The organism is Azospirillum sp. P4_B5 (genome assembly GCF_056402275.1).
Window position 1 is genome coordinate 1 of sequence record NZ_JBFUHT010000026.1, and the last position, 22347, is coordinate 22347.

The following is a 22347-nucleotide window of genomic DNA, read 5'->3' on the forward strand; positions in this document are numbered from 1 at the left end:
GAGGAAGGCCGGGAGCGCGCGCGGCCCGCCGCCGGACTCGTCGGAAAACTCCCCGCCGTCCCGCAGGCCCGCCCCGCCGCCGAAGCGTCCGTCCGATTCCATGCCCCCGCCGCCGCTCTGCTGTATGATGATCCGTGTGATGGGAATTCCCCCGCCGGAGGAGGTATAGCAGGCCCGGCCGGATGGGGAAATCGGAGGGTTTGATGCAAATCGCGGAAGAGGTCCGCGGCGACGTGACGATCCTGCGCCCGGTGGGGCCGATCGACAGCGCCGCCGCCCCCCGGTTCGAGGCGCGGCTGATGGCCGCGCTGGCCCCCGCCACCCCGGATGCCGCCTCGGACGCGCCCGGAAAAACGCCGGCCGGGCTGGTGCTCGACCTGTCGGCGGTGACGCAACTGACTCCGGCGGGGCTGCGCTCGCTGCTGCTGGCGGTGCGGCAGGCGCGGTCGGGCGCGGGAAACGCGGGCGGGCGGTCCGGGGTGAGGATCGTGCTGGCGGCGGTGCCCGGCCCGATCCGCGGCGTTCTGGAGGAGGCCGGGCTGGTGGCGCTTCTGGAAAGCCACGGCGACCTCGAGGCCGCCGTGCGCGCCGCCTCACGACAATGAACTAATCCATATTGCGAAGACTGGAATCATAGAGCTGCTGCGCCAGGATAGTCTTCAACAGGGCCTCGACGGTAACGCTCATGTAGCGCGCCTGCTGTTCCAGACGCCGATAGACGTCGAGCGGCAGATCAAGCGTCACGTTGACCCTGCTGGCGTGGGGAAACTCGGCCATATCCCCTCTCCATCTCTGTGAACCGCGTCGCGCGACGCCGGGCCACAGACGATAGGACTCCCCTCCGGCGCGGTCCATGGCGCAGTCCGCGAAGCGCGCTGTGCGGTTGCGCCGGACCGCTCCCCCAATTTGGAGCCCGTCAGGCCGCGGCCCGCAGCGACCCGTGGACCTCCGCCAGGATCTCGTAGGAGCGCACCCGCGCCGCGTGGTCGTGGATGGCCGAGGCCACCATGATCTCGTCGGCCCCGGTTTCGGCGAGGAAGGACTCCAGCCCGCGCCGCACCGTCTCCGCCGAGCCGACGAAGGAGCAGGACAGCATGTTCATCGCCTGTGCCTTCTCCAGCGGCGACCAGAAGCTCTCGATGTCGTCGATGGGCGGCGGCAATTGGCCGCGGGTGCCGCGGATCAGACGGGCGAAGCTCTGCTGGGCGGAGGTGAAGAGCCGGCGGGCCTCCGCGTCGGTCTCGGCGGCGACGACGTTCACCCCGACCATGGCGTGGGGTCGGTCGAGCTGCGCCGAGGGCGTGAAATTCTCCCGGTAGACCTGCAGCGCCCGCATCAACGCGTCCGGCGCGAAGTGCGAGGCGAAGGCGTAGGGCAGGCCGAAGGCCGCCGCCAGCTGCGCGCCGAACAGGCTGGAGCCGAGGATCCACAGCGGCACCTCGGTGCCGGCGCCGGGCACCGCCTGCACGCGCTGGCCCGGCTGGACGGGACCGAGCAGGGCCTGAAGCTCCAGCACGTCCTGCGGAAACTGCTCCGCCACCGACGGGTCGCGGCGCAGGGCGCGCAGCGTCATCTGGTCGGTGCCGGGCGCCCGGCCCAGGCCGAGGTCGATGCGGCCGGGGAACAGCGATTCCAGCGTGCCGAACTGTTCGGCGATCACCAGCGGCGAGTGGTTGGGCAGCATGATGCCGCCGGCGCCGACGCGGATGGTCGAGGTGCCCGCCGCCACATGGCCGATGACGACGGAGGTCGCGGCGCTGGCGATGCCGGTCATGTTGTGATGCTCGGCCAGCCAGTAGCGGCGGTAGCCCAGCCGTTCGGCGTGGCGGGCGAGGTCCAACGTGTTGCGCAAGGCGTCGCCCGGCGTGCTGCCTTCCGGCACGGGGGCGAGGTCGAGGACGGAGATGGGTGAGCGGGAGGTGTCGTCGGTCGGCATGAAGGGGTATCCAATGAAACGGGAGTTTTGGGGGAGGTGCTGTTGCCCCCACCCCGGCCCTCCCCCGCTTCGCAGGGGAGGGAGAACCAAGTCCCCTCCCCTGCGTCAGCGGGGGAGGGTTGAGGGGACAAGCGTCTGCTAGAACGCCGCACCCTCCTCCACCCAGTCCTGAACGCTCTTGGCCAGCGCCTGCCCCTCGGGCAGGAAGGCCAGCGAGACGGAGTTGATGCAGAAGCGCATGCCGGTCGGCGGCGGGCCGTCCGGGAAGACGTGGCCCTGGTGGCTGCCGCAGCGGGCGCACAGCGTCTCCACCCGCACCATGCCGTAGCTGTTGTCCTGCACCAGCTTCAGATGCGCGTTCTCGTAGGGTGCGGTGAAGCTGGGCCAGCCGGTGCCGGATTCGAACTTCGTCCCGGAGCGGAACAGCGGCAGGCCGCACAGACGGCAGGCGTAGGTGCCCGGCGTCTTGTTGTCGAGCAGGCCGCCGCAGAAGGGCGCCTCCGTCCCGTGGCTGAGCAGGACGTGCCGCTCCTCGTCCGACAGGCGCTCCACCAGCGCCGCGCGCTGCTCCGGCGTCGGCGGCGTCAGGTCGAAGGGTCCGGCGGTCGGGGAACGGTCGGCGGGGGCGGACATCGGGCGGCTCCAGTGGCGGGATGACGGTCCTAGGGGATATGGGCCAGTCGGTCGCGGATGACACCCGGCGTCAGGCTGCTATCTTCCCTGCACGGAACGAATGGAGGGAGAGACCAGCCATGACCGGAACGACCACCGGAACGACCACCGGCACGACCGGCGCCTGGACGCACCTGACGGCCTCCGACGGGCACCGGCTGACCGCTTACGAGGCCCGGCCCGTCGGTCCGGAAAAGGGGCAGCTTCTGATCGTCCAGGAGATTTTCGGGATCAACAGCCACATCCGCCGCGTCTGCGACGGCTACGCGGCGGACGGCTACCACACGCTGGCCCCCGCCCTGTTCGACCGGGCGCAGCGCGGGGTGGAGCTGCCCTACGACGAGGCCGGCGTCCAGCGCGGCCGTGAGCTGATGGGTGCGGTCACCATCGACGACGCGCTGACCGACGTGGCGGCGGGACTCGCCCATCTCGGCGGGGCGGAGGGGGCGGCCGTCGCCGGCTATTGCTGGGGCGGCACCATCGCCTGGGCCGCCGCGTCGCGCCTGCCGGTCCGCGCCGCCGTCGCCTATTACGGCGGCGGCATCGGCAACCGGCTGGACGAGGCGCCGCGCACGCCTGTGCTGCTGCATTTCGGCGAGACGGACCACGCCATTCCCCTGACGGTGGGCGAAGCGGTGCGCCAGCGCCACCCCACCGCCATCACCCACCTCTACCCGGCCGGCCACGGCTTCAACTGCGACGAGCGCGCCAGCTACGACGCGGCCAGCGCCGCCCTGGCCAAGCGGCGCACGCTGGGCCTGCTCCAGGCGGTGTTCTGAAAAAGAAAAAGGCCCTTCCCCCAGCGTGGGAGGAAGGGCCTTCTTTCAGAACAAATCTTTAGGTGGCGACATCCGGCTTGGTGCGGCCGGTGTGGCGTTCGATGCCGGCCAGCTCCGCCGCCAGATCGGCCAGCGGCTTCAGCGCCGCGGGGGCGTCCAGCCCATGCTCGCCGCCGACCGGCTCGTACCGCTCGAAATAGACGCGCAGCGTGGCGCCCGACGTACCGGTGCCGGACAGGCGGTAGACGATGCGCGACCCGTCCTCGAACCCGACGCGCAAGCCCTGCCGCTCCGACCGGCTGCCGTCCACCGGGTCGGTGTAGGCGAACTCGTCCGCCGCCGCGACGGTGCGCCCATCGAGAACCGTGCCGGCCAGCCCCGACAGCTTCCCGCGCAGCTCGGCGATCAGGGCGTCGGCGGCCTCCTGCGGGATGGCCTCGTAATCGTGGCGGCCGTAATAGGTGCGCCCGTAGGTGCCCCAATGCTCGTCCATCAGCTCGGCGACCGACAGGCCGCGGGCGGCCAGCACGTTGAGCCACATCAGGACGGCCCACAGCCCGTCCTTCTCGCGCACATGGTCGGCGCCGGTGCCGAAGCTCTCCTCGCCGCACAGGTTGATGCGCCCGGCGTCGAGCAGCGTGCCGAAGAACTTCCAACCCGTCGGCGTCTCGTAGCAGGCGATGCCCAGCTTGGCCGCCACGCGGTCCACCGCCCGGCTGGTCGGCATCGAGCGGGCGACGCCCGCCAGACCGCCCTTGAAGGCCGGGACATGGGTGGCGTTGGCGGCCAGCACGGCGAGGCTGTCGCTGGGCGAGACGAAGACGTTGCGGCCCAGGATCATGTTGCGGTCGCCGTCACCGTCCGAGGCGGCGCCGAAGTCCGGCGCGTCCGGCCCGAACAGCCGCCCGACCAGTTCCTCCGCGTGGGCGAGGTTGGGGTCGGGGTGATGCCCGCCGAAATCCTCCAGCGGCGTGCCGTTGATGACGGTGCCGGCGGGGGCGCCCAGCCGGCGCTCCAGGATCTCCGTGGCGTAGGGGCCGGTGACCGCGTGCATGGCGTCGAACACCATGCGGAAGCCCGACGCGAACAGCTTGCGGATCGCCGTCATGTCGAACAGCGTTTCCATCAGCTCCGCGTAGTCGGCCACCGGGTCGATGACCTCCACCGCCATGCCGCCGAGCGCCGTCTCGCCGAGCCGGTCGAGGTCGAGGTCCGGCGACTCCAGCGTCTTGTACGCGTCGATGGCCTTGGAGCGGGCGAAGAAGGCGTCGGTCATCGATTCCGGCGCCGGGCCGCCGTTGGCGGCGTTGAACTTGATGCCGAAATCGCCGTCCGGACCGCCGGGGTTGTGACTGGCCGACAGGATCACGCCGCCGATGGCGCCGCGCTTGCGGATGACGCAGGAGGCCGCCGGGGTGGACAGGATGCCGCCGCGCCCGACGACGGCGCGCGCGACGCCGTTGGCCGCGGCCATGCGCAGGATGGTCTGCACGGCGCTGCGGTTGTGGTACCGCCCGTCGCCGCCGATCACCAGCGTGGCGCCGGTCAGGCCGTCGACGCAGTCGAAGATGGATTGGACGAAGTTTTCCAGATAGCGCGGCTGCTCAAAGACCTTCACGGCCTTGCGCAGCCCGGAGGTGCCGGGCTTCTGGCCGTCGAAGGGCGTGGTCGGACAGGTGACGGGAACCACTGGACGTCCTCTCTTGGGTCGTGTCGGGCCGAACGACACCTTACCTTCGGAAGCCCAACTTCAATGGACCGACGCTTTACGCCTCTTCGACCGAGACGGCTTCCGGACCCTTGTCGCCTTGGCGGACGGAGATGCGGACGCGCTGGCCGTCGTTCAGCCCCTGCAGGCCGGAGCGCTCCACCGCCTTGATGTGGACGAACACGTCCTGGCCGCCGCCGTCCTGGGCGATGAAGCCGAAGCCCTTGGTGGCGTTGAACCACTTCACGGTGCCCTCGGTCTGGGTGGCCGGGCCGCCCGCCGCCGGACGGCGCGGGCCAGCGAAGCCGCCCCGATCGCCGCCCCGATCGCCACCGCGATCGCCACCGCGATCGCCACCGCGATCGTTGAAGCCGCGGTCGCCGCCGCGATCGTTGAAGCCACGGCTGTCGCCCCGGCCACCGAACCCGCGATCACCGCCGCGATCCCCACCCCGGTCGTTGAAACCACGGTTGCCGAACCCGCGGTCGCCCCCGCGATCGTTGCGGTCGCCGAAGCCGCCCCGCTCACCGAACGACGAGCGCGGGCCCTGGGCACGGGCGGGGCGCGCCGGGACAGCGGTGGAGGTGTCGACCGAATGGAGGGCGGAGACCTGGTTGCCCTTGCGCCCCTCGACGATGTCCACCACGACGGTGGCGCCGTCCGGCAGGGACTCGTGGCCGGCGGTGCCGACGATGGCGGCGGGGATCAGGGCGTCGGGCGACCCGTCCTCGAACTTGACGAAGCCGAAGCCGCGGGTCGGATCGTACCACTTGACGGTGGCCTGAACCTGGGTGCCGAGGACGACGGGCTGGCGGTAGACGTGCTGGCGCGGGGGTTGACGGTGCATGAGACCCACTGAACTCCAAAAGGCGACTCGGCACCGGCCTCCGGTGCCCGACAGAAGACATCGCCTTTCCCCGCGCGAATCACAAGACCGCAAGCGCGCCGTTTCGCGCGCCTGCGGTCCTGGTGCCATTTTTCTCCCGGATGGACCTCTCTCAGATCAGCCGCTCGGGGTTCGGCGGCGGTTCCTCCGGGGGAACGGGGATGGCGTCCGGCGGCTCCTTGATCGGAGGCCGCGACGGGTCGCCGGGCATGTCCGGCATGCCGGGCGGCGGCACCGGCATGTCGGGGGTGGGCGGTGACGGAGGAAGGGGACCCGCAATGCTCAGGTCGGCGGCCATCAGTTCGGCCATCATCCGCGTTGTCGCCATCAGCCGCCCCCGCCCATCGTGCCACCCGTCGCTCCCGGCGCGGCGCGGGTCAGGCCGCGCGCCTTGTCCAGTGATTCCATGCAAAGCTGCTCGTTGCCGTCCTTCGCGGCGGAGCGCGCGGCGGTCACCAGCGATTCGATCTGGGCGTTGCGCGCCGCCTGTCCCATCGACCCGCTCTCCATGGAGGAGCCGCTGTTCGGCGCGGCGTCGGGCCGCACCGCCGGAGCGGTCGGCATGGGAGCGCCGGTGCGCGGCGGCTCGATCACCGCCCGGTCGCCCGAGGCCGGCGGCGCCACCACCCCGCCCGAGCGGGCGAGCTGGTCCGGCGTCGTCCCGGAACTCCCACTCGGCAAGGCCCCATCCCCAGCGGTGGAGCCGGAGCTGCCCGGCGGCGTCGCGACCGGCGGCGGGCTGGCCGACAGGTTGTTCTCGGCGGCGAAGCGGTCGACCAGCGCGGCGCAGCTTCCCTGCGCCAGAGCGGGACCGGCGCCGCACAGCACGAGGCCGGCGGCGAGCAAAAGGCCCTGTGGGATCGGATGTTGTGCCATCGGTTGCCTCCCCATCAGCAATACCACCCTCAACCGGTGTAGCGGTGCGGCGGTTCCGCCTGCCTTTTTCCCGCCATGAACACCATTCGATGGTGCCGTTTCACCCGCTCCTCCTGTTGAAGGCGCGAATGATGACGGCGGGGGAGAGGGGGTGCGATGGACGGCAACCGTGAAAGCCGGGGGCGCGAAGGCCGTGCGGATGTCTCGGCCGAGGCCGAGGCCTTCTACACGGAGAGTCTGAAGGTCCTGAAGGAGTCCGGGATTCCCTTCCTGCTGGGCGGAACCTACGCGCTCAGCGCCTACACCGGGATCACCCGGCCCACCAAGGACATCGACATCTTCTGCCGGGGCGGCGACTTTCCGCGCATCCTCGCGCATTTCCAGGACCGCGGCTTCGGGACGGAGATCGAGGACGAGCGCTGGATCGGCAAGGTCCTGCACGGCGACCTGTTCTTCGACGTGATCTTCAACTCCGCCGCCGCCATCAACCCGGTCAACGACCGCTGGTTCGAGGAGGATCACCGCGCGCTGGTCTGCGGCGCCGACGTGCAGCTGATCCCGCCGACGGAAATGGTCTTCTCCAAGGCCTTCGTGCAGATGCGGCACAAGTACGACGGTCCCGACGTCGCCCACATGATCCTGAAGCAGCACGCCCACATCGACTGGAAACGGCTGCTCGGCCACATGGAGCAGTATTGGGAGGTGCTGCTGATGCACGTCCTGAACTTCCGCTTCATCTACCCGACGGAGCGCGACCACATCCCCGCCTGGCTGTTGCAGGAGCTTCTGGACCGGCTGAACGAGCGCGCGAAGCTGCCGGTGCCGCAGACCCGCATCTGCCGGGGGCGGCTGTTCTCGCGCGAGGATTATCGGATCGACGTCACGGACTGGGGGTTCGCCGACGTCGTCGGCGAGGAAACGAAGCATGGCTGAACACACTCGGGCTGAAGGAACGATCAAGGTCGCCGCCATCGGCGACATCCATGTGGGGGAAACCTCCACCCATCCCTACCGCGAGCTGTTCCAGGAGATCGCCGACCGGGCGGACGTCCTGGCGCTGGCCGGCGACCTGACCAACCACGGCAAGCCGCGCGAGGCCGAGGTGCTGGCCGAGGATCTGCGCGCCATCGGCATCCCGGTGGTCGCCGTGCTGGGCAACCACGACCACGAATGCGGCCATGTCGAGGAGCTTCAGCGCATCCTGGAGCAGGCGGGCGTCCGCTTCCTCGACGGCAACCCGGTGGAGATCCGCGGCGTCGGCTTCGCCGGGGTGAAGGGCTTCGGCGGCGGGTTCGAGAACCGCATGCTGGATGCCTTCGGCGAACCCGCGATCAAGCAGTTCGTGCACGAGGCGGTGAACGAGGCCATGCGGCTGGAAAGCGCCCTGCGCCAGCTGGAGACCGAGCGGACGATGGTCGTGCTGCACTACGCGCCCATCGCCGAAACGGTGCGCGGCGAGCCGACCGAGATCTATCCCTTCCTCGGCTCCTCCCGTCTGGCGGAAACCATCGACCGCTTCCACGTGCAGGCGGTTGTCCACGGCCACGCCCATCATGGCAGCTATGCCGGCAAGACCCTGCGCGGCACGCCGGTCTACAACGTCGCCCAGACCATCGAGAAGGAGTCGGGGAGGCCGTACGCGCTGATCGAGCTGTAGGCAACGGCTTCGATTGCCCCCACACCCCCGCCATGCGACCGCCGCGCTACCGCCCCGGCGGGGTTCCGGATAGGGTGCGGCCACCATGCCCCAGCCTGCGCCCCACCCTGCCCTTCCGAAGCTCCCATCATGCTGACCGCCAACCTCGCCGCCCTGGGCGCCGCGCTCTGCTGGGCGGCCAGCGGGCTGATCGCCATCGGCCCGGTGCGGGCCATCGGCTCGGTCGCCTTCAACCGCCTGCGCATGAGCATCGTCTTCGTCGGCACGGCTCTGGCCGCGACTCTGCTCGGTGGCTGGCAGACGCTCGACCTGCAAGGGGCGGCGATCCTGGCGCTGTCCGGCGCGGTCGGCATCGTGATGGGCGACACCGCGCTGTTCTGGGCGCTTGGGCGCATCGGCCCGCGCCGCAACTCGGTCATCTACGCCACCAACGCGCCGATCACCGCCCTGCTCGCCTGGGCCGTGCTGGGGGAGGCGCTGGGGCCGTGGACGGCGGTCGGCATCGCGCTGGTCACCGCCGGGGTGATGCTGGCGATCTTCTTCCGCGCCAGCCCGGTGCCGAACGGCACCGGCACCCTTCCCCATGACTGGGAGTCGGTGCGGGGCCGCCTGCTGGTCGGCGTCGGCGCCTGCCTGATCGCGGCCGTCTGCCAAGCCGCCGGTTCGGTCATCGCCCGGCCGGTGATGGCGGCGGGGGCCGATCCCATCGCGGCGGCGGCGGTGCGCGTCGGCATGTCGGGGCTGCTGCTGTTCGCGGGTGGGCTGCTGCCCGGCCAGCGCCTCGGCTTCGGCCCCGGCCTGACGCCGCGCATCTTCGCCCAGGTGGTGGTGAACGGCTTCATCGGTCTGGGGCTGGGCATGACGCTGCTGCTGATCGGGCTGGCCCACGGCAACGCCGGCGTGGTCGCCACACTGTCGGCCACCAGCCCGGTGCTGATCCTGCCGATGCTGTGGGTCTGGACCCGCCAGCGTCCGGGGGCCGGCGCCTGGGCAGGCGCCATCGTGGCGGTGCTGGGCGTGGCGCTGATCGTAAATCGTTGAGGGTGGCCACTGACGCGGACCGAAATTTTTATCTGAAACGGTTGCGTCCGCCAATTTCCGGGGCAGGATGGAGAAACCGGCATCCGGTTCCCGCATTCCGATAAGGCGCGACACCCCATGGCCTCCCCCCGCCGCAAGCGTTCCGGCGCCGATCCCGCCGCGCCGGTGCTGCATCTGACCCGCTTCCTGCCCTACCGCCTGGCGGTGCTGTCCAACACGGTCAGCCACACGGTGGCGAAGCTGTACGAGAAGCGATTTGGCATCACCATCCCGGAATGGCGGGTCATCGCCGTGCTGGGCGGCGGCGAGACGCTGAGCGCGGGGGAGATCGCCCAGCGCACCGCCATGGACAAGGTGCAGGTCAGCCGGGCGATCAGCCGGATGCTCGATTCGGCGCTGATTCTGCGCGAATCGGGCGCCACCGACCGCCGGAAGGCGCAGCTGACCCTGACGCCCAAGGCGCTGGCGATCTACACGGAGATCGTCCCCCTCGCGCTGGCCTACGAGCGGGAGCTGACCGGCGCGCTCACGGAGGAGGAGATGGGCCAGCTCGACGGCCTGCTGGCCAAGCTGCAGGCCCAGGCCGACACGCTGGCCGCCCGCCCAGGCCCGCCGCCCGAGGCGGGGTGACCCTCACGCGAAGTCCTTGAAGCTGTCCGCCGCCGCGCGGTCGTAGCCCTGGCTGGCGCGCAGGAGCTGGCGCGTGTAGTCCTCCCGCGCGGCACCCCGGCGCAGCGAGTCCACGTTCATCTCCTCGACGATGCGGCCGCGGTTCATCACCGCCAGCCGGTCGCACATGGTGGCGACCACCGCCAGATTGTGGCTGACCAGCACGTAGGTCAGCGCGTGCTCCGCCCGCAGCCGCTTCAGCAGGTTGAGGATTTCCGCCTGCACCGACACGTCGAGCGCCGAGGTCGGCTCGTCCAGCAGCAGCACGCGCGGCTCCAGCACCAGGGCGCGGGCGATGGCGACGCGCTGGCGCTGCCCGCCGGAGAGCTGGTGCGGGTAGCGGAAGCGGAACTGCGGCCCCAGCCCGACGTCGCGCAGCACCCGGTCGATCCGCGCGTCGGCGTCGCGCAAGCCATGGATGGCGATGGGCTCGGCCAGGATGCGGTCGATGGTGTGACGCGGGTGCAGCGAGCCGTAAGGGTCCTGGAAGACCATCTGGCAGGACTTGAAGAAGCCTTTCTCACGGCGACGGCTTTGCGCCGCGCCGGCCACGGTGATGGAGCCCGTCCAGTCGTGGTTCAGCCCGACGACGGCGCGCAGCACGGTGGACTTGCCCGAGCCCGACTCGCCGACCAGCCCGAAGCTCTCGCCCTCCCGCACGGCGAAGGATACCCCCTGCACGGCGGCCACGGCGTCGGCGCCATGGCCGAAGGTGACCCGCAGATCCTTGACGTCGATCATCGCCCGCCCTCCGCCCCATGTCCCCTCTCCCCCCTGGGGAGAGGGTTAGGGTGAGAGGGATGCGCTTTTGCCGAACCTTCCGGCGATGCCGACGCCCTCTCACCCCGACCCTCTCCCCGGGGGGGAGAGGGGGGGAAATCCTCCAGCCAGGACGGGTCGCGCGCCAGCACCGGCAGCTCCGCCCGCGTGTCGTCCAGGCGCGGCAGGCTGTCGAGCAGGCCGCGGGTGTAGGGGTGCTTCGCCGCGTGCAGCTCCGACGCGCGGCAGGTTTCGACCACCCGCCCCGCGTACATGATCAGGATGCGGTCGCAGAAGGACGCCACGAGGTTCAGGTCGTGGCTGATGAAGATCATCCCCATGCCGCGGCGGGAGCACAGCTCGTCCATGATCGCCAGCACCTGCATCTGCACCGTCACATCGAGCGCCGAGGTCGGCTCGTCGGCGATCAGCAGGTCGGGGTTGGGGATCAGCATCATGGCGATCATGATGCGCTGGCCCATGCCGCCCGACACCTCGTGCGGGTAGAGGCCGTAGACCCGCTCCGGGTCGCGGATGCGCACGGCCTCCAGCATCTCCAGCGCGCGCCGCTTCGCCTCCGCCGTGCCGGCGCTGGAATGGACGCGGTAGGCCTCGGCGATCTGGGCGCCGATGGTCATGACCGGGTTCAGCGAGAATTTCGGGTCCTGCATGACCATGGAGATTCGCCGCCCGCGGATGCCGCGCAGCCGCTTCTCCGGCAGGGTCAGCAGGTCCTCGCCCTGGAAGGACAATTTGTCAGCGGTGACGATTCCAGGCGGCGGGACCAGCCGCAGGATGGCCCGCCCGGTCATCGACTTGCCGGAGCCGGACTCGCCGACGATGCCCAGCTTTTCCCGGCCCACGGTGAAGGAGACGCCGCGCACCGCCTGCGTCACGCCCGTCCGGGTGGGGAAGGAGATGCGGAGGTTCTCGACCTCCAGCAGTGCTTTGTCGCTCATTGGCCTTTCGGGTCCAGAACGTCGCGCAGGCCGTCGCCCAGCAGGTTGAAGCCCAGGCTGACCACGAAGATGGCGATGCCGGGCATGGTGGCGACCCACCATTGCTCCAGCACATACTGGCGCCCGGTGGCGATCATCGCGCCCCATTCCGGGGCGGGCGGCTGCGCGCCGAGGCCGAGGAAGCCCAGCCCCGCCGCCGTCAGGATGATCCCCGCCATGTCCAGCGTCACCCGCACGATCAGCGAGGAGGAGCAGAGCGGCACCACATGGCCGAGGATGATCCGCGGCGTCGAGGCGCCCTGGAGCCGTGCCGCGCTGATGAAGTCGCTCCGGCGGATGGTGATCGTCTCGGCCCGCGCGATGCGGGCGTAGGGCGGCCAGCTGGTGATCGCGATGGCGATGATGGCGTTCTCGATGCCCGGCCCCAGCGCCGAGACGAAGGCCAGCGCCAGGATCAGCTTCGGGAAGGCCAGGAAGATGTCAGTGACGCGCATCAGCACCGCGTCCACCCAGCCGCCGAGATAGCCCGCCACCGTCCCGATCAGCAGACCGGCCACCGGTGCGGTCACCGCGACCAGCGCCACGATCATCAGCGTCAGGCGGGAGCCGTAGAGGATGCGCGACAGGATGTCCCGCCCGAAGGCGTCGGTGCCCAGCCAGTGCGCCGCGCTGGGCGGCAGCAGCCGCTGCGACAGGTCCTGCGTGTAGGGATCGTAAGGGGCGAGCAGCGGCGCCAGCGCCGCCATCAGCACCAGCAGCAGCACGATGCCCAGCCCGATCATGGCCAGCCGGTTGCGCGAGAAGGCCAGCCAGCCCAGATAGACCCGGCCCAGCCGGGCCTGCCCGCGGGACTGCGGCGTCTCTGCGGTCAGCCACGCCCGCAGCCCGTTTTCAGCAGCTTGCGTCATCGAGCCCTCGGGTCCAGCAGGCGGTACAGCAGGTCGGACAGCAGGTTCAGGCCGATGAAGACCGCCCCGACCACCAGCGTGCCGCCCAGCACCGCGTTCATGTCCGCCGACAGCAGGGAGTTGGTGATGTAGAGCCCCAGCCCCGGCCAGGCGAACACCGTCTCCGTCAGCACCGACCCCTCCAGCAGCGAGGCGTAGGACAGCGCCACCACCGTGGTCAGCGGCACCGCGATGTTGCCCAGCGCGTGGCGCCAGATCACCCGCGCCTCCGACAGGCCCTTGACGCGGGCCGTCGTGATGTATTCCTGGCGGAGCTGGTCCAGCATGAAGCTGCGCGTCATGCGCGCGATGTAGGCCACGCTGTAGAGGCCGAGGATGCCCGCCGGCAGCACCAGATGGTGCAGCGCGTTCCAGAACACGTCGCTCTCACCGGCCAGCAGGGCGTCCACCGTGATGACCCCGGTCACCGGATCGACCAGCCCCTCGTAGAAGACGTCCACCCGCCCCGGCCCCGGCGCCCAATCGAGTCGCGCGTAGAAGACCAGCAGCGCCATCAGCCCCAGCCAGAAGATCGGGATGGAATGGCCGATCAGCCCGATCACCCGGATCAGATGGTCCGGCCAGCGCCCGCGATGGACGGCGGCCATCACCCCCGCCGGGATGCCCAGCAGCACGCCGACGACCAGCGCGGCGGTGGCCAGTTCCAGCGTCGCCGGGAAGACGCGCAGGATGTCCTCCAGCACCGGGCGGGAGGTCAGCACCGAGGTGCCGAAATCGCCCTGCAGAACGTCGCCGACATAGCGCAGGAACTGCTGCCACAGCGGCAGGTCCAGCCCCAGCTCCTGCCGGACGCGGGCGTAGGTGTCGGCGGACACGCGGTCGCCGACCACGGCGATCACCGGGTCGATGGGCACCACGCGCCCGATCAGGAAGGTGACGAGCAGGAGGCCGAGGACGGTCAGCGCCACCGAGACGAGCAACCCCGCCCCGCGAATCGCATGACGCCGCCCCGGCATCCCCGGTCGTTTCAAGATAGCGGCCAAGTTTCACCCAAGCTTGAAAGCAAAATCCCTCTCCCCCCTGGGGAGAGGGGAGGGTGAGGGGGTCTCGCTTTTGCCGAACGTACGGGCCGTGCGAATCCCCCTCCCCCTAACCCTCTCCCCGCTTTCGGCGGACCAAAGGTCCGCCTGTCGCGTCAGCGCAAACGAAGTTTGCGCGTGAGCGGAGGGGAGAGGGGATGAAGTATCGGGACGATAAAGCCCGCCTTACTTCTTGCTGACCTTCCAATAGTAGTTGCTGTCGAAGCTCGGCCCCCAGACCAGCCCCTCGACGTTGCTGCGTTCCGCGATCACTTCGGTCTGCTGGAACATGATGACGAAGGGCGACGTCTCCAGAACCTCGCGCTGAAGCTCCTGGTACATCGCGGCGCGCTTGGCGGCGTCGCGCTCCTCGACCGCGGCGGCGGTCTTCTTGGTCAGCTCGGGAATGTCCCAGGCGTTGCGCCAGGACAGCGGCTTGGCCTTGGCGTCGTCGGCGTTGTCCGGGTTGGCGGCGAAGGTGTCGGCGTTGGTGTTCGGGTCCTGGTAGTCGGCACCCCACTGGTACAGCAGCGCCTCGTGGTTGCGGGCGCGGTACTTGGTGACCACCTGCTTGCCGTCCGCCGGCAGCAGCTTGACCGTGATGCCCGCCGCCGAAGCACTGCCCTGGATGGCCTGGGCCATGTCCATGCTGGGCGAGGTGTTGCGGACGTCCATGGTCACCGTGATGCCGTCCGGATAGCCCGCTTGGCGGAGCAGCTCCTTCGCCTTGGCCGGATCGTACGTGTACGGGTTCTCCTCCAGCGCGCCGAGGAAGCCCTTGGGCAGGAAGGCCTGATGGACGGTGCCGAGACCGTTCATGATGGTCTTCGCCATGCCGTCGTAATCCACGGCGTACTTGAACGCCTTGCGCACGTCGGGCTTGGCCAGCACCTCGTTCTTCTGGTTCAGGCCGAAATAATAGAGCGTGCCCTTGGGCGCCTGGACGATGCGGATCTTGTCGTTGCCGCGCAGCGGCTCGAACTGCTCCGGCTTCAGGTTGCGGGCCACGTCCACGTCGCCCTTCTCCAGCAGCAGGCGCTGGGTCGCCGGCTCCGCGATGTGGCGGATCAGCACGCGCTTCACGGCGGGAGCGCCGCCCCAGTAGTTGGGGTTGGCCTCCAGCGACAGAAGCTCGCTGGCCTTCCACTGGCGCAGGACGAAGGGGCCGGAGCCGGCGGAGTTGGCCTTGAGGAAGGCGGCGCCGAAGTCCCCATTGACCTCCTTGCTCTTGACCAGCTTGGCATCGACCACGCCGGAGACGTCGGCGGTCAGGCAATAGAGCACGAAGGTCGGGGCGTAGGTCTTGTCCGTCTCGAACACCAGGGTGCGCGGGTCGGTGGCGCGGACCTTCTGCTCGACGTTCTCCGGCGTCAGGCCGAACTGGGTCAGGATGAAGGCAGGACCCTTGTTCATCTTCACGGCGCGCTGGAGCGAGTAGGCCACGTCCTCCGCCGTCAGCGGGTTGCCGGAGTGGAACTTGATCCCGTCGCGGATGGTGAAGGTGAAGGTCTTGCCGTCGTCGGAGACGGTCCAGCTTTCCGCCACCTGCCCGTAGATCTTGCTGACGTCGTTGACGTCGAAGCGGATCAGCCGGTCATAGACCTGGGCGCCGTATTCGGCTCCCGACAGCTCGAAGATCTCGCCGGGATCGAGCGTCACGATGTCGTCGAACTGCCAAGCCATGACCAGCGTGTCCTTCGGCGTGTCGGCCAGGACCGGCGTGGCCGCGAGGCCGAAGGAAAGACCGGCGGACAGAAGGGCGGCACCGGCCAGACGGCGCGCGAGCGTGTTCATGGTTCCCATACTCCCTGCGTGATCCCGGAACGACCCCGGACGGGGCGAATTCTCTTTGGAATTCTTAGCGGTTAACGGCCGGATGATCCGGCGGCGCGGGTTCGCCTGTCAAGCGGGCGGCGGTCATAGCGCCCCCCGTGATCGGACGCGAATGCCGTACCCCGGTCCGGGATGGGCTTGCCGGCCCCGCCCTTCCGTCCACATCACTGGCAAAGCGATGGAGGACCCATGGACCAGGACCGCGAGAACGGCCAGTCGCGCGTGCCCAAGCCGCCCAGCCGCGACGAGGTGGAGACGATCAGCGACGCCCAACGCTACATCACCGACGACTGGACCGGCGATGGGGGAAAACCGGAGGACCGGCCCACGAACGGCAGCGGACGTTGAGTCCGGAACCGTCCCCGCGTAGCCTCGGCCACCGAGGACCACACACGCGGGGACGACCATGATCGGGAACGACGGAAAGCCGGTGTCGAAGGAGGGGCTGCGCCAGCACCTCGCCGCCTACAACACGCAGTCGCGGGGCTCGAAGGAATTCGCGGCGATCCCGCGTGCGCTGGTCACCGTCTGCGACAACCTGAAGGCCGGCAAGACCACCTACGTGAAGTGCCTGGACGGCCAGTTGCAGCTGTCGCGGCGCAAGGACAACAGCGTCCAGGCGGCGTAGCACCCTGTCACCCCTCTCCCTTCACCGGGAAATCGAACCAGGGCAGGCGCAGGAATTCGTATTCCCGCAGCCGCAGAGTCCGCCCGCGCCGCGTCCAGTCGTGAAGGACGGCGTAGGGCGCCGCTTGGTCCAGCGTCCAGGCCGCCTCGCCGCGGTCGAAGAACCAGCCGATGTAGGCGCCGACGAGCCCGAGAAACTCCCGCCCCGCCGCGGTCGGCGCGACGCCGAGGAAGCTGACGATAATGTCGTCGAACGGCCCGCGGGCGCGGCGGTCGCGCATGACGGTCAGGTCCCAGCCAGCCCCGTCGCGCAGGTCGGGCGGAAGCGGCGCCGTGCAGCGGGCGTCGATGTCGGTGATGAAGACCGGCGCCCCCGTCCGCTCCAGCAGGTCCAGCGCCACGAAGAAGCGCGCGCAGGCGTAATAGGTGGTCTCCGCCCCCGGCGCGTGGACGGACAGGTCGATGCGCTCCAGCGACCAGGACAGCCGCCCCGGCTGGTCGGCGCAGCGGCGGTCCAGATCGGCGCGATCCTCCGCACCGGGGTTGACGATGTGGACATGCACGCGGTTGCCCGCCGCGTCCTTCAAGGCGTGGGCGAGGAACCAGCCGCCGAAGCGCCGCCAATAGCCGGAATCGACGCTGACCAATAGGATCGCCCCGCCTTCGGCCGCAGGAGGAACCGGCATCCACCGCTCCCCCGCCTCCGCGATCCGCGGCCGGTACGCGGCAAGCGCGTCGAGAAAGACCGGGCGCGCATCGACCTGCCGCCATTTCGCCGCCTGCGGGTCGGCACGGATCGCCTCCTCCGACCAGCCGCGCAGATACCGCCGGGCAAGCCGCGAGGCGGTCACCAGCCGCCCCCGGCGGTAGAGACCGTGTGCGATGCAGGCGGCCGCCGCGCCATCCCCCGGCACGCGCCGCAGCCGGTCCCGTGCCCGCTCGGCGATCCGCTCCAGCCGCGCATCGTCCAGCATGCCGCGATGGATGGTCAGCACGGCGGTGCGGAACAGCGCCACCTCCGCCACCTCCCCCGCTCCGTAATCCAGCGCCTCCAAAAACAGGTCGAGGACACGGCCCAGCGGCTCGCCCCAACTCGCCTCCGGGCGGTCGGCGCGGGGGAACTCCGGCAGGGCGCCGCTGGCCTGCAACGTCGCCATGGCGAGGTTGCTCAGCGCCGCACCATTGCCCGGACACAGCCGCGCCGCACGGCCATAGCCCCTCACCGCCCCGTCGGCCTCCCCCGCCGCCAGCCGCGCCCGTCCCACGGCCGCCCAGGCGTCGGCGCTGTCCGGCGCCAGGGACAGCGCGTGGGTCAGCCAGCGTTCCGCCGCCGTCGGCTCCGGCCCGCCGGCCAGCAGCCGCCCCGCCGCCAGCGCCGCCACCCCATAGCCGGGATCGATCCGCAGGGCGGCGCGGAAGCATAGCAGCGCCTTTTCCACCCGCCCCAGATCGCCGAGCGCCAGCCCCCGGTTGAAGGCCGCCTTGGCCCGCCCCGGCTCCAGCGCCAGGGCGCGCGCGTGCTGCGCGGCCGCCCGAACCGCAGCGCCGCCGGTACGGCGCAGGCTGCCGAGATTGTCGTGATAGTCCGCCGCCTCCGGGTCCAGCGCGATGGCCTGGACGATCAGCGACACCGCCTCCTCGCCCCGCCCGGTCTGGCCCGCCAGGACGCCCAGCAGATGCAGCGCGTCGGCCTGCCGCGGGTCGGCGTCGAGAATGGCCCGGTAGACCCCGGCGGCCTCGCCCATCCGTCCGGCCCGGTGGTGGCCGATGGCGATGGCGTAGGCTTCGGACAGGCTGACCATGACGACTCCGGGCTGCGCTTGCGACATCGCGCCCGCTTGCGGAGGCGCGCCGTCCCACTACCATCGCGGGCCATGAGAACCGATCCCGATGGCCTTCCCCATCATGACGACCGCCGCGCCCTGGCGGAAGCCCTGCGCGCCGCTCTGACGCAGCGTTTCCCGAACGCCGACGCCGATCTGGTCGCAGCCATCGGGGCCATGGCGGCCAGCCGCTTCTTCGGGGTGCGCTTCCGCGCCGAAGGCAACGCCGCCCGCGCCTGGGTCGCCCGCCGTCCCAACCCCGATGTCTTCGAGGTCTGGGACCCCACCACCGGCGCCTGGGATTTCGTCGAACGCCTGCCCGCCCCCTCGCTCCACCAGCCGACGCCGGAGGGCACCGCGCGCATCGCCGCCAAAGCGCAGGAGGCGATGGCCGCGGTCGCCGCCGCCGGGCGTCTGGCCCACGCCCTGGCCGCCGGGATCGAGCCGGACGACGAATAGAAGGCCCGCTCAGGCGGTGGCGAACAACCCGCCGTCCTCCGGCCCCTCCGACCCGCCGTCGGCGTTGGGGTCGGCGTTCGGATCGGCATTCGGATCGCCCAGCGCCGTCTCCCAGCCCAGCGCCGGCAGGGCGATGCTGCGCGTGTTGCCCAGCCCGCTGCGCGTGGCGACGAAGCCGCGCTGCTCCATGTAGGTCAGCAGGCGCCGCGCCCGCCCGCGCGACCGGCTGCCGCAGGCGCGGGCCACATCGGCGTCGGACGGGCAGGGCAGATGGTCCAGCGCCGCGCGGGCCAGCAGCAGGAAGACGACCTGGATGTCCTCCGGCAGGGTGGCCGCCACCTGGGTCGCCTTCTCCCAGGCGGGATTTTCTTCGGTGCCATCCCCCGCCCCGGCGCGGGCCGCCGCCAGCTTGCGCCGGAAGGCCGGCAATTCCAGAAGCTCGCCCCGCACCCCCTGCGTCCGGCAGCGCACCAGGAAGTCCTGATAGAGCACGGCGATGGAGCGGTAGGGCGCCTCCGGATCGGCCAGAACCGCGCGCAGGATCGCCTCGTAGGCGGCTTTGCGCTCCGCCGCCTGCTCCGGCGTTTCCGGCTCCTCCAGGGGCAGCGCGGGGGCCGCATCCTCGGCCGCCGGCTCCGCCGGCAGGGGGCGCGGGCGGGAAAGCTGGGCCAGCAGATCGGCGCTGGCGCTGGTCGAGGGGCGGCGCACCGCCAGGCGCGGCGGCTCCGGCTCACCCGGCCGGAAGATCAGCTCCCGCGCGTCCTCCAGCGGGGTGTCGGGCAGCGGCATCAGCTTCGGGCTGCCGGCGCGCCCCTGCGTCTCGACGGCACCGATGCGCAGCGGCAGCGGGCGGCGCGAGATGGCCGGGCCGAGCGCGATGAAATGGCCGCGCTCCAGGTCGCGGAACATCTCCGCGGTGCGGCGCTCCATGCCCAGCAGGTCGGCGGCGCGGGCCATGTCGATGTCCAGGAAGGTGCGGCCCATCAGGAAGTTGGAGGCCTCCGCCGCCACGTTCTTGGCGAGCTTGGCGAGGCGCTGCGTCGCGATCACCCCGGCCAGCCCGCGCTTGCGCCCGCGGCACATCAGGTTGGTCATGGCGCCCAGCGAGACCTTGCGCGCCTCGTCCGATACCTCGCCGGCGGCGGAAGGGGCGAAGAGCTGCGCCTCGTCCACCACCACCAGCATGGGGTACCAGTGGTCGCGATCGGCGTCGAACAGTCCGCCCAGGAAGGCTGCGGCGTGGCGCATCTGCAGGTCCGCGTCCAGCCCCTCCAGGTTCAGCACGACGGAGACCCGATGCTGGCGCACACGGGCGGCGACGCTCTGCAGGGCGGCCTCGCTGTGCTCGTCGGCGTTCACCACGATGTGGCCGAAGCGCTCGGCCAGGGTCACGAAGTCGCCCTCGGGGTCGATCACCGCCTGCTGCACCCAGCGCGCGCTCTGCTCGATCAGGCGGCGCAGCAGGTGCGACTTGCCGGAGCCGGAGTTGCCCTGCACCAGCAGGCGGGTCGCCAGCAGCTCCTCAAGATCCAGCATCGCCGACGCCCCCGTCGCGCCAGCCGTCATGGCCGCCCCCATGTCGATGCCGACCTTCATGCCCCGCCGCCCCCCAGATCCATCATCGTCTGCGTTGAAGCGCACCCCTATAGCGCAAAGCGGGGCCGGGGTGCGAAGGGCATTTTGGATCGCCCTCGCGCAGACGCCTTGCCTTTGTCACGAAATCGAAAAGATCATCCGCTACAAGATGGGCTTGCCCGCGACGAACATGGACAGCCGGCGGTGGACGAAGCCATGGCCTCGGTGCCAGCAGACGAATGGGACGATCGCTCCGGCGCCCCGGCGGGGAGCGCCCGCAAGGCTGCGCTGCCGGCGGAGTGGACCCGCCTGCTGGCCGGTCTATCGGTCGCCTTCCAGCCCATCGTGCAGATGCGCACCGGGCGCTGCCACGGCATGGAGGCTCTGCTGCGCGGATTGGAGCATAGCCCCTTCGCCAGCCCCAACGACCTGCTGGACGCCGCCTGCATGCAGGGCCTGCTGGCCGAGGTCGAATGCGCCCTGCACGCCAAGGCGGTGGCGGCCTTCCGCGCGCTGGACCACTGGCCGAACGCCAAGCTGTTCCTGAACATCGACGCGCGGGTGGTCGGGGTAGCCGGTTCCCCCTGGCTGCCCCCCTTCTCGCTGGATGGCGGCGCATCCGACCCGCGCCTGACCATCAGCTTGGAAATCTCCGAGCGGCGCGAGCTTCGCCCCGACCACAGCATCGAGCAGGCCATCGACCGCTACCGGCAGGCGGGCATCGGGGTGGCGCTGGACGATTTCGGCGTCGGCTTCGCCGGGCTGCGGCTGCTCTACGAATCCAAGCCCGACTATCTCAAGATCGACCGCTACTTCATCGCCGGCATCGACCAGGACACGCGCAAGCGGGCCATCGCCCACGCGCTGGTCGGCTACGCCCACGCGCTCGGCATCCTCATCATCGCCGAGGGGGTGGAGACGGAGAAGGAATTCTACACCTGCCGCGATCTCGGCTGCGACTTCGCCCAGGGCTATCTGATCGCCCGGCCGAGCCTGGAACTGCGCGCCGTGCCCGAGCGCTACGGCATCGTCGAGGAGTTGAACCGGCGGGACCGCCGCAAGCCGAATGAGGCCCGCCTGCGCCTGTCCGAGGTGATCGAGCGGCAGCCGCCGCTCGCCGTCAATTCCCCGAAGACCGAGCTTCTCGACTATTTCCGCGGCGACGACAGCCCGTCCATCGCCCCCATCGTCGACCGCCAGCAGCGCCCGCTGGGGCTGATCCGCGAGCGCGACCTGAAGCGCTTCGTCTACTCCCGTTTCGGCAGCGAGCTTCTGCGCAACAAGGGGTTGGGCGACACGCTGTTGGATCTGGTGGTGAAAAGCCCGGTCTGCGACATCTCCACCCCCCTCGACCAGGTGATCGAAGCCTTCTCGGCGGAGGAGGCCAGCGACGGCATCATCATCATCGAAGGCGGCGAGTATGCCGGCTTCCTGTCCAGCGGCGCGCTGATCCGTCTGGTGCACGAGCGCAACCTCGCCATGGCCGCGGACCAAAATCCGCTGACCCGTTTGCCGGGCAACGCCGCCATCGTGCGCCACATCGAACGCGCCCTTCAGGAACAGGACCGTGGCCATGTCCTGGCCTATCTCGACTTCGACAACTTCAAGCCCTTCAACGACCGTTTCGGCTTCCGCCAGGGCGACCGCGCCATCCTGATGTTCAGCGAGCGGCTGAAGGCCTGGGCCTCGGGCAACGGCGGCTTCGCCGGCCACATCGGCGGCGACGACTTCTTCGTCGCCCTCAGCGGCGCCGCGGACGAGGATGCGCTGGCCCGCGTCGCCGACCTCGTCGCGCAGTTCCGCTCCGACGCGGAGAGCCTCTACGACGCGGAGGCGCGGGAGGCCGGCTGCTTCGACGGCAAGGACCGTTACGGCGCGGTGCGGCGCTTCCCGCTGCTGTCGGCCAGTGGCGTCGCCGTGGTGATCGCTCCCGGCGTGCATCGCCTGACCCCCGACGCGATCAACACCGCCATCGCCGGCCACAAGGCCATCGCCAAGGAAAGCCCCGACAAGCTCTGCACCGTCCGTCTCCCAACCCTTTATCCCCTCCCCTGCGCAGTTCTCGCGCAAACCGAAGGTTTGCGCTGACGCGGCAGGGGGG

At 70.4% G+C, this 22347-nt stretch carries 24 protein-coding genes; 10 read left to right on the forward strand and 14 right to left on the reverse strand.

The annotated features are described in order from the left end of the window. Positions 1 to 203: 203 nt before the first annotated feature. Positions 204 to 605 carry an STAS domain-containing protein gene (locus AC1DVI_RS19675; RefSeq protein WP_476959416.1) on the forward strand — a complete coding sequence of 134 codons (402 nt, stop codon included), beginning with the start codon at positions 204 to 206 and terminating at the stop codon, positions 603 to 605. Between the two features lies 1 nt (position 606). On the opposite strand, the gene AC1DVI_RS19680 is transcribed toward AC1DVI_RS19675, so the two are convergent. The 3 genes from AC1DVI_RS19680 to msrB form a co-directional block, all read right to left on the reverse strand. Then, positions 607 to 777 (reverse strand): hypothetical protein, encoded by a 171-nt coding sequence (locus AC1DVI_RS19680; RefSeq protein WP_014239127.1) that lies wholly within the window; start codon positions 775 to 777, stop codon positions 607 to 609. Between the two features lie 139 nt (positions 778 to 916). Next, entirely contained in the window at positions 917 to 1936 is a 1020-nt protein-coding gene (locus AC1DVI_RS19685; protein ID WP_476959417.1) for an LLM class flavin-dependent oxidoreductase, read from the reverse strand. Positions 1937 to 2074: 138 nt separating this feature from the next. After that, positions 2075 to 2569 (reverse strand): peptide-methionine (R)-S-oxide reductase MsrB, encoded by a 495-nt coding sequence (msrB, locus tag AC1DVI_RS19690; protein ID WP_476959418.1) that lies wholly within the window; start codon positions 2567 to 2569, stop codon positions 2075 to 2077. A 119-nt stretch (positions 2570 to 2688) separates the two neighbouring features. On the opposite strand from msrB, the gene AC1DVI_RS19695 reads away from it, so the two are divergent. After that, positions 2689 to 3387: a dienelactone hydrolase family protein gene (locus tag AC1DVI_RS19695; protein ID WP_476959419.1), complete on the forward strand. Its 699-nt coding sequence runs from the start codon at positions 2689 to 2691 to the stop codon at positions 3385 to 3387. Positions 3388 to 3445: 58 nt separating this feature from the next. Here the strand turns inward: AC1DVI_RS19695 and AC1DVI_RS19700 are convergent, their stop codons facing one another. The 4 genes from AC1DVI_RS19700 to AC1DVI_RS19715 form a co-directional block, all read right to left on the reverse strand. Next, entirely contained in the window at positions 3446 to 5077 is a 1632-nt protein-coding gene (locus tag AC1DVI_RS19700) for an alpha-D-glucose phosphate-specific phosphoglucomutase (protein WP_476959420.1), read from the reverse strand. Positions 5078 to 5153: 76 nt separating this feature from the next. Beyond that, positions 5154 to 5942 (reverse strand): cold-shock protein, encoded by a 789-nt coding sequence (locus tag AC1DVI_RS19705; protein WP_476959421.1) that lies wholly within the window; start codon positions 5940 to 5942, stop codon positions 5154 to 5156. A gap of 151 nt (positions 5943 to 6093) precedes the next feature. Then, complete coding sequence (locus AC1DVI_RS19710; RefSeq protein WP_149164060.1) at positions 6094 to 6309, reverse strand: hypothetical protein; 216 nt, start codon at positions 6307 to 6309, stop codon at positions 6094 to 6096. Continuing rightward, positions 6309 to 6857 (reverse strand): hypothetical protein, encoded by a 549-nt coding sequence (locus AC1DVI_RS19715; RefSeq protein ID WP_476959422.1) that lies wholly within the window; start codon positions 6855 to 6857, stop codon positions 6309 to 6311. The genes AC1DVI_RS19710 and AC1DVI_RS19715 overlap by 1 nt, the downstream gene beginning before the upstream one ends. A gap of 156 nt (positions 6858 to 7013) precedes the next feature. Here AC1DVI_RS19715 and AC1DVI_RS19720 point away from each other — a divergent pair, with 156 nt between their 5' ends. The 4 genes from AC1DVI_RS19720 (at position 7014) to AC1DVI_RS19735 (ending at position 10185) form a co-directional block, all read left to right on the forward strand. Further along, positions 7014 to 7790: a nucleotidyltransferase family protein gene (locus tag AC1DVI_RS19720; RefSeq protein WP_035670899.1), complete on the forward strand. Its 777-nt coding sequence runs from the start codon at positions 7014 to 7016 to the stop codon at positions 7788 to 7790. Continuing rightward, positions 7783 to 8514 (forward strand): metallophosphoesterase family protein, encoded by a 732-nt coding sequence (locus AC1DVI_RS19725; protein WP_476959423.1) that lies wholly within the window; start codon positions 7783 to 7785, stop codon positions 8512 to 8514. Before AC1DVI_RS19720 ends, AC1DVI_RS19725 begins: the two co-directional genes overlap by 8 nt. Positions 8515 to 8643: 129 nt before the next feature. Continuing rightward, positions 8644 to 9555: an EamA family transporter gene (locus tag AC1DVI_RS19730; protein WP_476959424.1), complete on the forward strand. Its 912-nt coding sequence runs from the start codon at positions 8644 to 8646 to the stop codon at positions 9553 to 9555. A gap of 117 nt (positions 9556 to 9672) precedes the next feature. After that, positions 9673 to 10185 carry a MarR family winged helix-turn-helix transcriptional regulator gene (locus AC1DVI_RS19735; RefSeq protein ID WP_476959425.1) on the forward strand — a complete coding sequence of 171 codons (513 nt, stop codon included), beginning with the start codon at positions 9673 to 9675 and terminating at the stop codon, positions 10183 to 10185. A 3-nt stretch (positions 10186 to 10188) separates the two neighbouring features. Here the strand turns inward: AC1DVI_RS19735 and AC1DVI_RS19740 are convergent, their stop codons facing one another. From AC1DVI_RS19740 to AC1DVI_RS19760, 5 genes are all read right to left on the reverse strand, one after another. Then, positions 10189 to 10965, reverse strand: a complete 777-nt coding sequence (locus tag AC1DVI_RS19740; RefSeq protein ID WP_476959426.1) for an ABC transporter ATP-binding protein — start codon at positions 10963 to 10965, stop codon at positions 10189 to 10191. Beyond that, a complete protein-coding gene (locus tag AC1DVI_RS19745; protein ID WP_476959427.1) occupies positions 10962 to 11942 on the reverse strand; it encodes an ABC transporter ATP-binding protein in 981 nt (326 codons plus the stop codon). Before AC1DVI_RS19745 ends, AC1DVI_RS19740 begins: the two co-directional genes overlap by 4 nt. Then, on the reverse strand, positions 11939 to 12850 hold the full coding sequence (nikC, locus tag AC1DVI_RS19750) for a nickel transporter permease (protein WP_476959428.1): 912 nt from the start codon (positions 12848 to 12850) through the stop codon (positions 11939 to 11941). The genes AC1DVI_RS19745 and nikC overlap by 4 nt, the downstream gene beginning before the upstream one ends. After that, positions 12847 to 13866, reverse strand: a complete 1020-nt coding sequence (locus AC1DVI_RS19755) for an ABC transporter permease (protein ID WP_476959429.1) — start codon at positions 13864 to 13866, stop codon at positions 12847 to 12849. The genes nikC and AC1DVI_RS19755 overlap by 4 nt, the downstream gene beginning before the upstream one ends. A gap of 249 nt (positions 13867 to 14115) precedes the next feature. Further along, positions 14116 to 15723 carry an ABC transporter substrate-binding protein gene (locus AC1DVI_RS19760; protein WP_476959430.1) on the reverse strand — a complete coding sequence of 536 codons (1608 nt, stop codon included), beginning with the start codon at positions 15721 to 15723 and terminating at the stop codon, positions 14116 to 14118. A 228-nt stretch (positions 15724 to 15951) separates the two neighbouring features. Between AC1DVI_RS19760 and AC1DVI_RS19765 the strand changes: the two genes are divergently transcribed. Together AC1DVI_RS19765 and AC1DVI_RS19770 are read left to right on the forward strand one after the other, a co-directional pair. Next, a complete protein-coding gene (locus AC1DVI_RS19765; protein ID WP_476959431.1) occupies positions 15952 to 16110 on the forward strand; it encodes a hypothetical protein in 159 nt (52 codons plus the stop codon). Between the two features lie 58 nt (positions 16111 to 16168). Then, complete coding sequence (locus tag AC1DVI_RS19770; protein ID WP_014239111.1) at positions 16169 to 16390, forward strand: hypothetical protein; 222 nt, start codon at positions 16169 to 16171, stop codon at positions 16388 to 16390. A 7-nt stretch (positions 16391 to 16397) separates the two neighbouring features. Here AC1DVI_RS19770 and AC1DVI_RS19775 read toward each other — a convergent pair whose 3' ends face one another. Continuing rightward, positions 16398 to 18218 (reverse strand): tetratricopeptide repeat protein, encoded by a 1821-nt coding sequence (locus AC1DVI_RS19775; RefSeq protein ID WP_476959432.1) that lies wholly within the window; start codon positions 18216 to 18218, stop codon positions 16398 to 16400. A gap of 45 nt (positions 18219 to 18263) precedes the next feature. Between AC1DVI_RS19775 and AC1DVI_RS19780 the strand changes: the two genes are divergently transcribed. After that, the gene (locus tag AC1DVI_RS19780; RefSeq protein ID WP_476959433.1) at positions 18264 to 18671 is read left to right on the forward strand and encodes a hypothetical protein; all 408 of its coding nucleotides are present in this window, start codon (positions 18264 to 18266) and stop codon (positions 18669 to 18671) included. Positions 18672 to 18680: 9 nt separating this feature from the next. Here AC1DVI_RS19780 and AC1DVI_RS19785 read toward each other — a convergent pair whose 3' ends face one another. Further along, positions 18681 to 20267 carry a helicase HerA domain-containing protein gene (locus AC1DVI_RS19785; RefSeq protein ID WP_476959434.1) on the reverse strand — a complete coding sequence of 529 codons (1587 nt, stop codon included), beginning with the start codon at positions 20265 to 20267 and terminating at the stop codon, positions 18681 to 18683. 183 nt (positions 20268 to 20450) lie between these two features. Between AC1DVI_RS19785 and AC1DVI_RS19790 the strand changes: the two genes are divergently transcribed. Beyond that, entirely contained in the window at positions 20451 to 22334 is a 1884-nt protein-coding gene (locus AC1DVI_RS19790) for a bifunctional diguanylate cyclase/phosphodiesterase (protein WP_476959435.1), read from the forward strand. Positions 22335 to 22347 lie beyond the last annotated feature (13 nt).

Bases quoted from the DNA above. Each gene is read 5' to 3' on its own strand.
- AC1DVI_RS19675 (WP_476959416.1), top strand. From the start codon at position 204: ATGCAAATCGCGGAAGAGGTCCGCGGCGACGTGACGATCCTGCGCCCG.
- AC1DVI_RS19680 (WP_014239127.1), bottom strand. From the start codon at position 777: ATGGCCGAGTTTCCCCACGCCAGCAGGGTCAACGTGACGCTTGATCTG.
- AC1DVI_RS19685 (WP_476959417.1), bottom strand. From the start codon at position 1,936: ATGCCGACCGACGACACCTCCCGCTCACCCATCTCCGTCCTCGACCTC.
- msrB (WP_476959418.1), bottom strand. From the start codon at position 2,569: ATGTCCGCCCCCGCCGACCGTTCCCCGACCGCCGGACCCTTCGACCTG.
- AC1DVI_RS19695 (WP_476959419.1), top strand. From the start codon at position 2,689: ATGACCGGAACGACCACCGGAACGACCACCGGCACGACCGGCGCCTGG.
- AC1DVI_RS19705 (WP_476959421.1), bottom strand. From the start codon at position 5,942: ATGCACCGTCAACCCCCGCGCCAGCACGTCTACCGCCAGCCCGTCGTC.
- AC1DVI_RS19710 (WP_149164060.1), bottom strand. From the start codon at position 6,309: ATGGCGACAACGCGGATGATGGCCGAACTGATGGCCGCCGACCTGAGC.
- AC1DVI_RS19715 (WP_476959422.1), bottom strand. From the start codon at position 6,857: ATGGCACAACATCCGATCCCACAGGGCCTTTTGCTCGCCGCCGGCCTC.
- AC1DVI_RS19720 (WP_035670899.1), top strand. From the start codon at position 7,014: ATGGACGGCAACCGTGAAAGCCGGGGGCGCGAAGGCCGTGCGGATGTC.
- AC1DVI_RS19725 (WP_476959423.1), top strand. From the start codon at position 7,783: ATGGCTGAACACACTCGGGCTGAAGGAACGATCAAGGTCGCCGCCATC.
- AC1DVI_RS19730 (WP_476959424.1), top strand. From the start codon at position 8,644: ATGCTGACCGCCAACCTCGCCGCCCTGGGCGCCGCGCTCTGCTGGGCG.
- AC1DVI_RS19735 (WP_476959425.1), top strand. From the start codon at position 9,673: ATGGCCTCCCCCCGCCGCAAGCGTTCCGGCGCCGATCCCGCCGCGCCG.
- AC1DVI_RS19740 (WP_476959426.1), bottom strand. From the start codon at position 10,965: ATGATCGACGTCAAGGATCTGCGGGTCACCTTCGGCCATGGCGCCGAC.
- AC1DVI_RS19745 (WP_476959427.1), bottom strand. From the start codon at position 11,942: ATGAGCGACAAAGCACTGCTGGAGGTCGAGAACCTCCGCATCTCCTTC.
- nikC (WP_476959428.1), bottom strand. From the start codon at position 12,850: ATGACGCAAGCTGCTGAAAACGGGCTGCGGGCGTGGCTGACCGCAGAG.
- AC1DVI_RS19755 (WP_476959429.1), bottom strand. From the start codon at position 13,866: ATGCCGGGGCGGCGTCATGCGATTCGCGGGGCGGGGTTGCTCGTCTCG.
- AC1DVI_RS19760 (WP_476959430.1), bottom strand. From the start codon at position 15,723: ATGAACACGCTCGCGCGCCGTCTGGCCGGTGCCGCCCTTCTGTCCGCC.
- AC1DVI_RS19765 (WP_476959431.1), top strand. From the start codon at position 15,952: ATGGACCAGGACCGCGAGAACGGCCAGTCGCGCGTGCCCAAGCCGCCC.
- AC1DVI_RS19770 (WP_014239111.1), top strand. From the start codon at position 16,169: ATGATCGGGAACGACGGAAAGCCGGTGTCGAAGGAGGGGCTGCGCCAG.
- AC1DVI_RS19775 (WP_476959432.1), bottom strand. From the start codon at position 18,218: ATGTCGCAAGCGCAGCCCGGAGTCGTCATGGTCAGCCTGTCCGAAGCC.
- AC1DVI_RS19780 (WP_476959433.1), top strand. From the start codon at position 18,264: ATGAGAACCGATCCCGATGGCCTTCCCCATCATGACGACCGCCGCGCC.
- AC1DVI_RS19785 (WP_476959434.1), bottom strand. From the start codon at position 20,267: ATGAAGGTCGGCATCGACATGGGGGCGGCCATGACGGCTGGCGCGACG.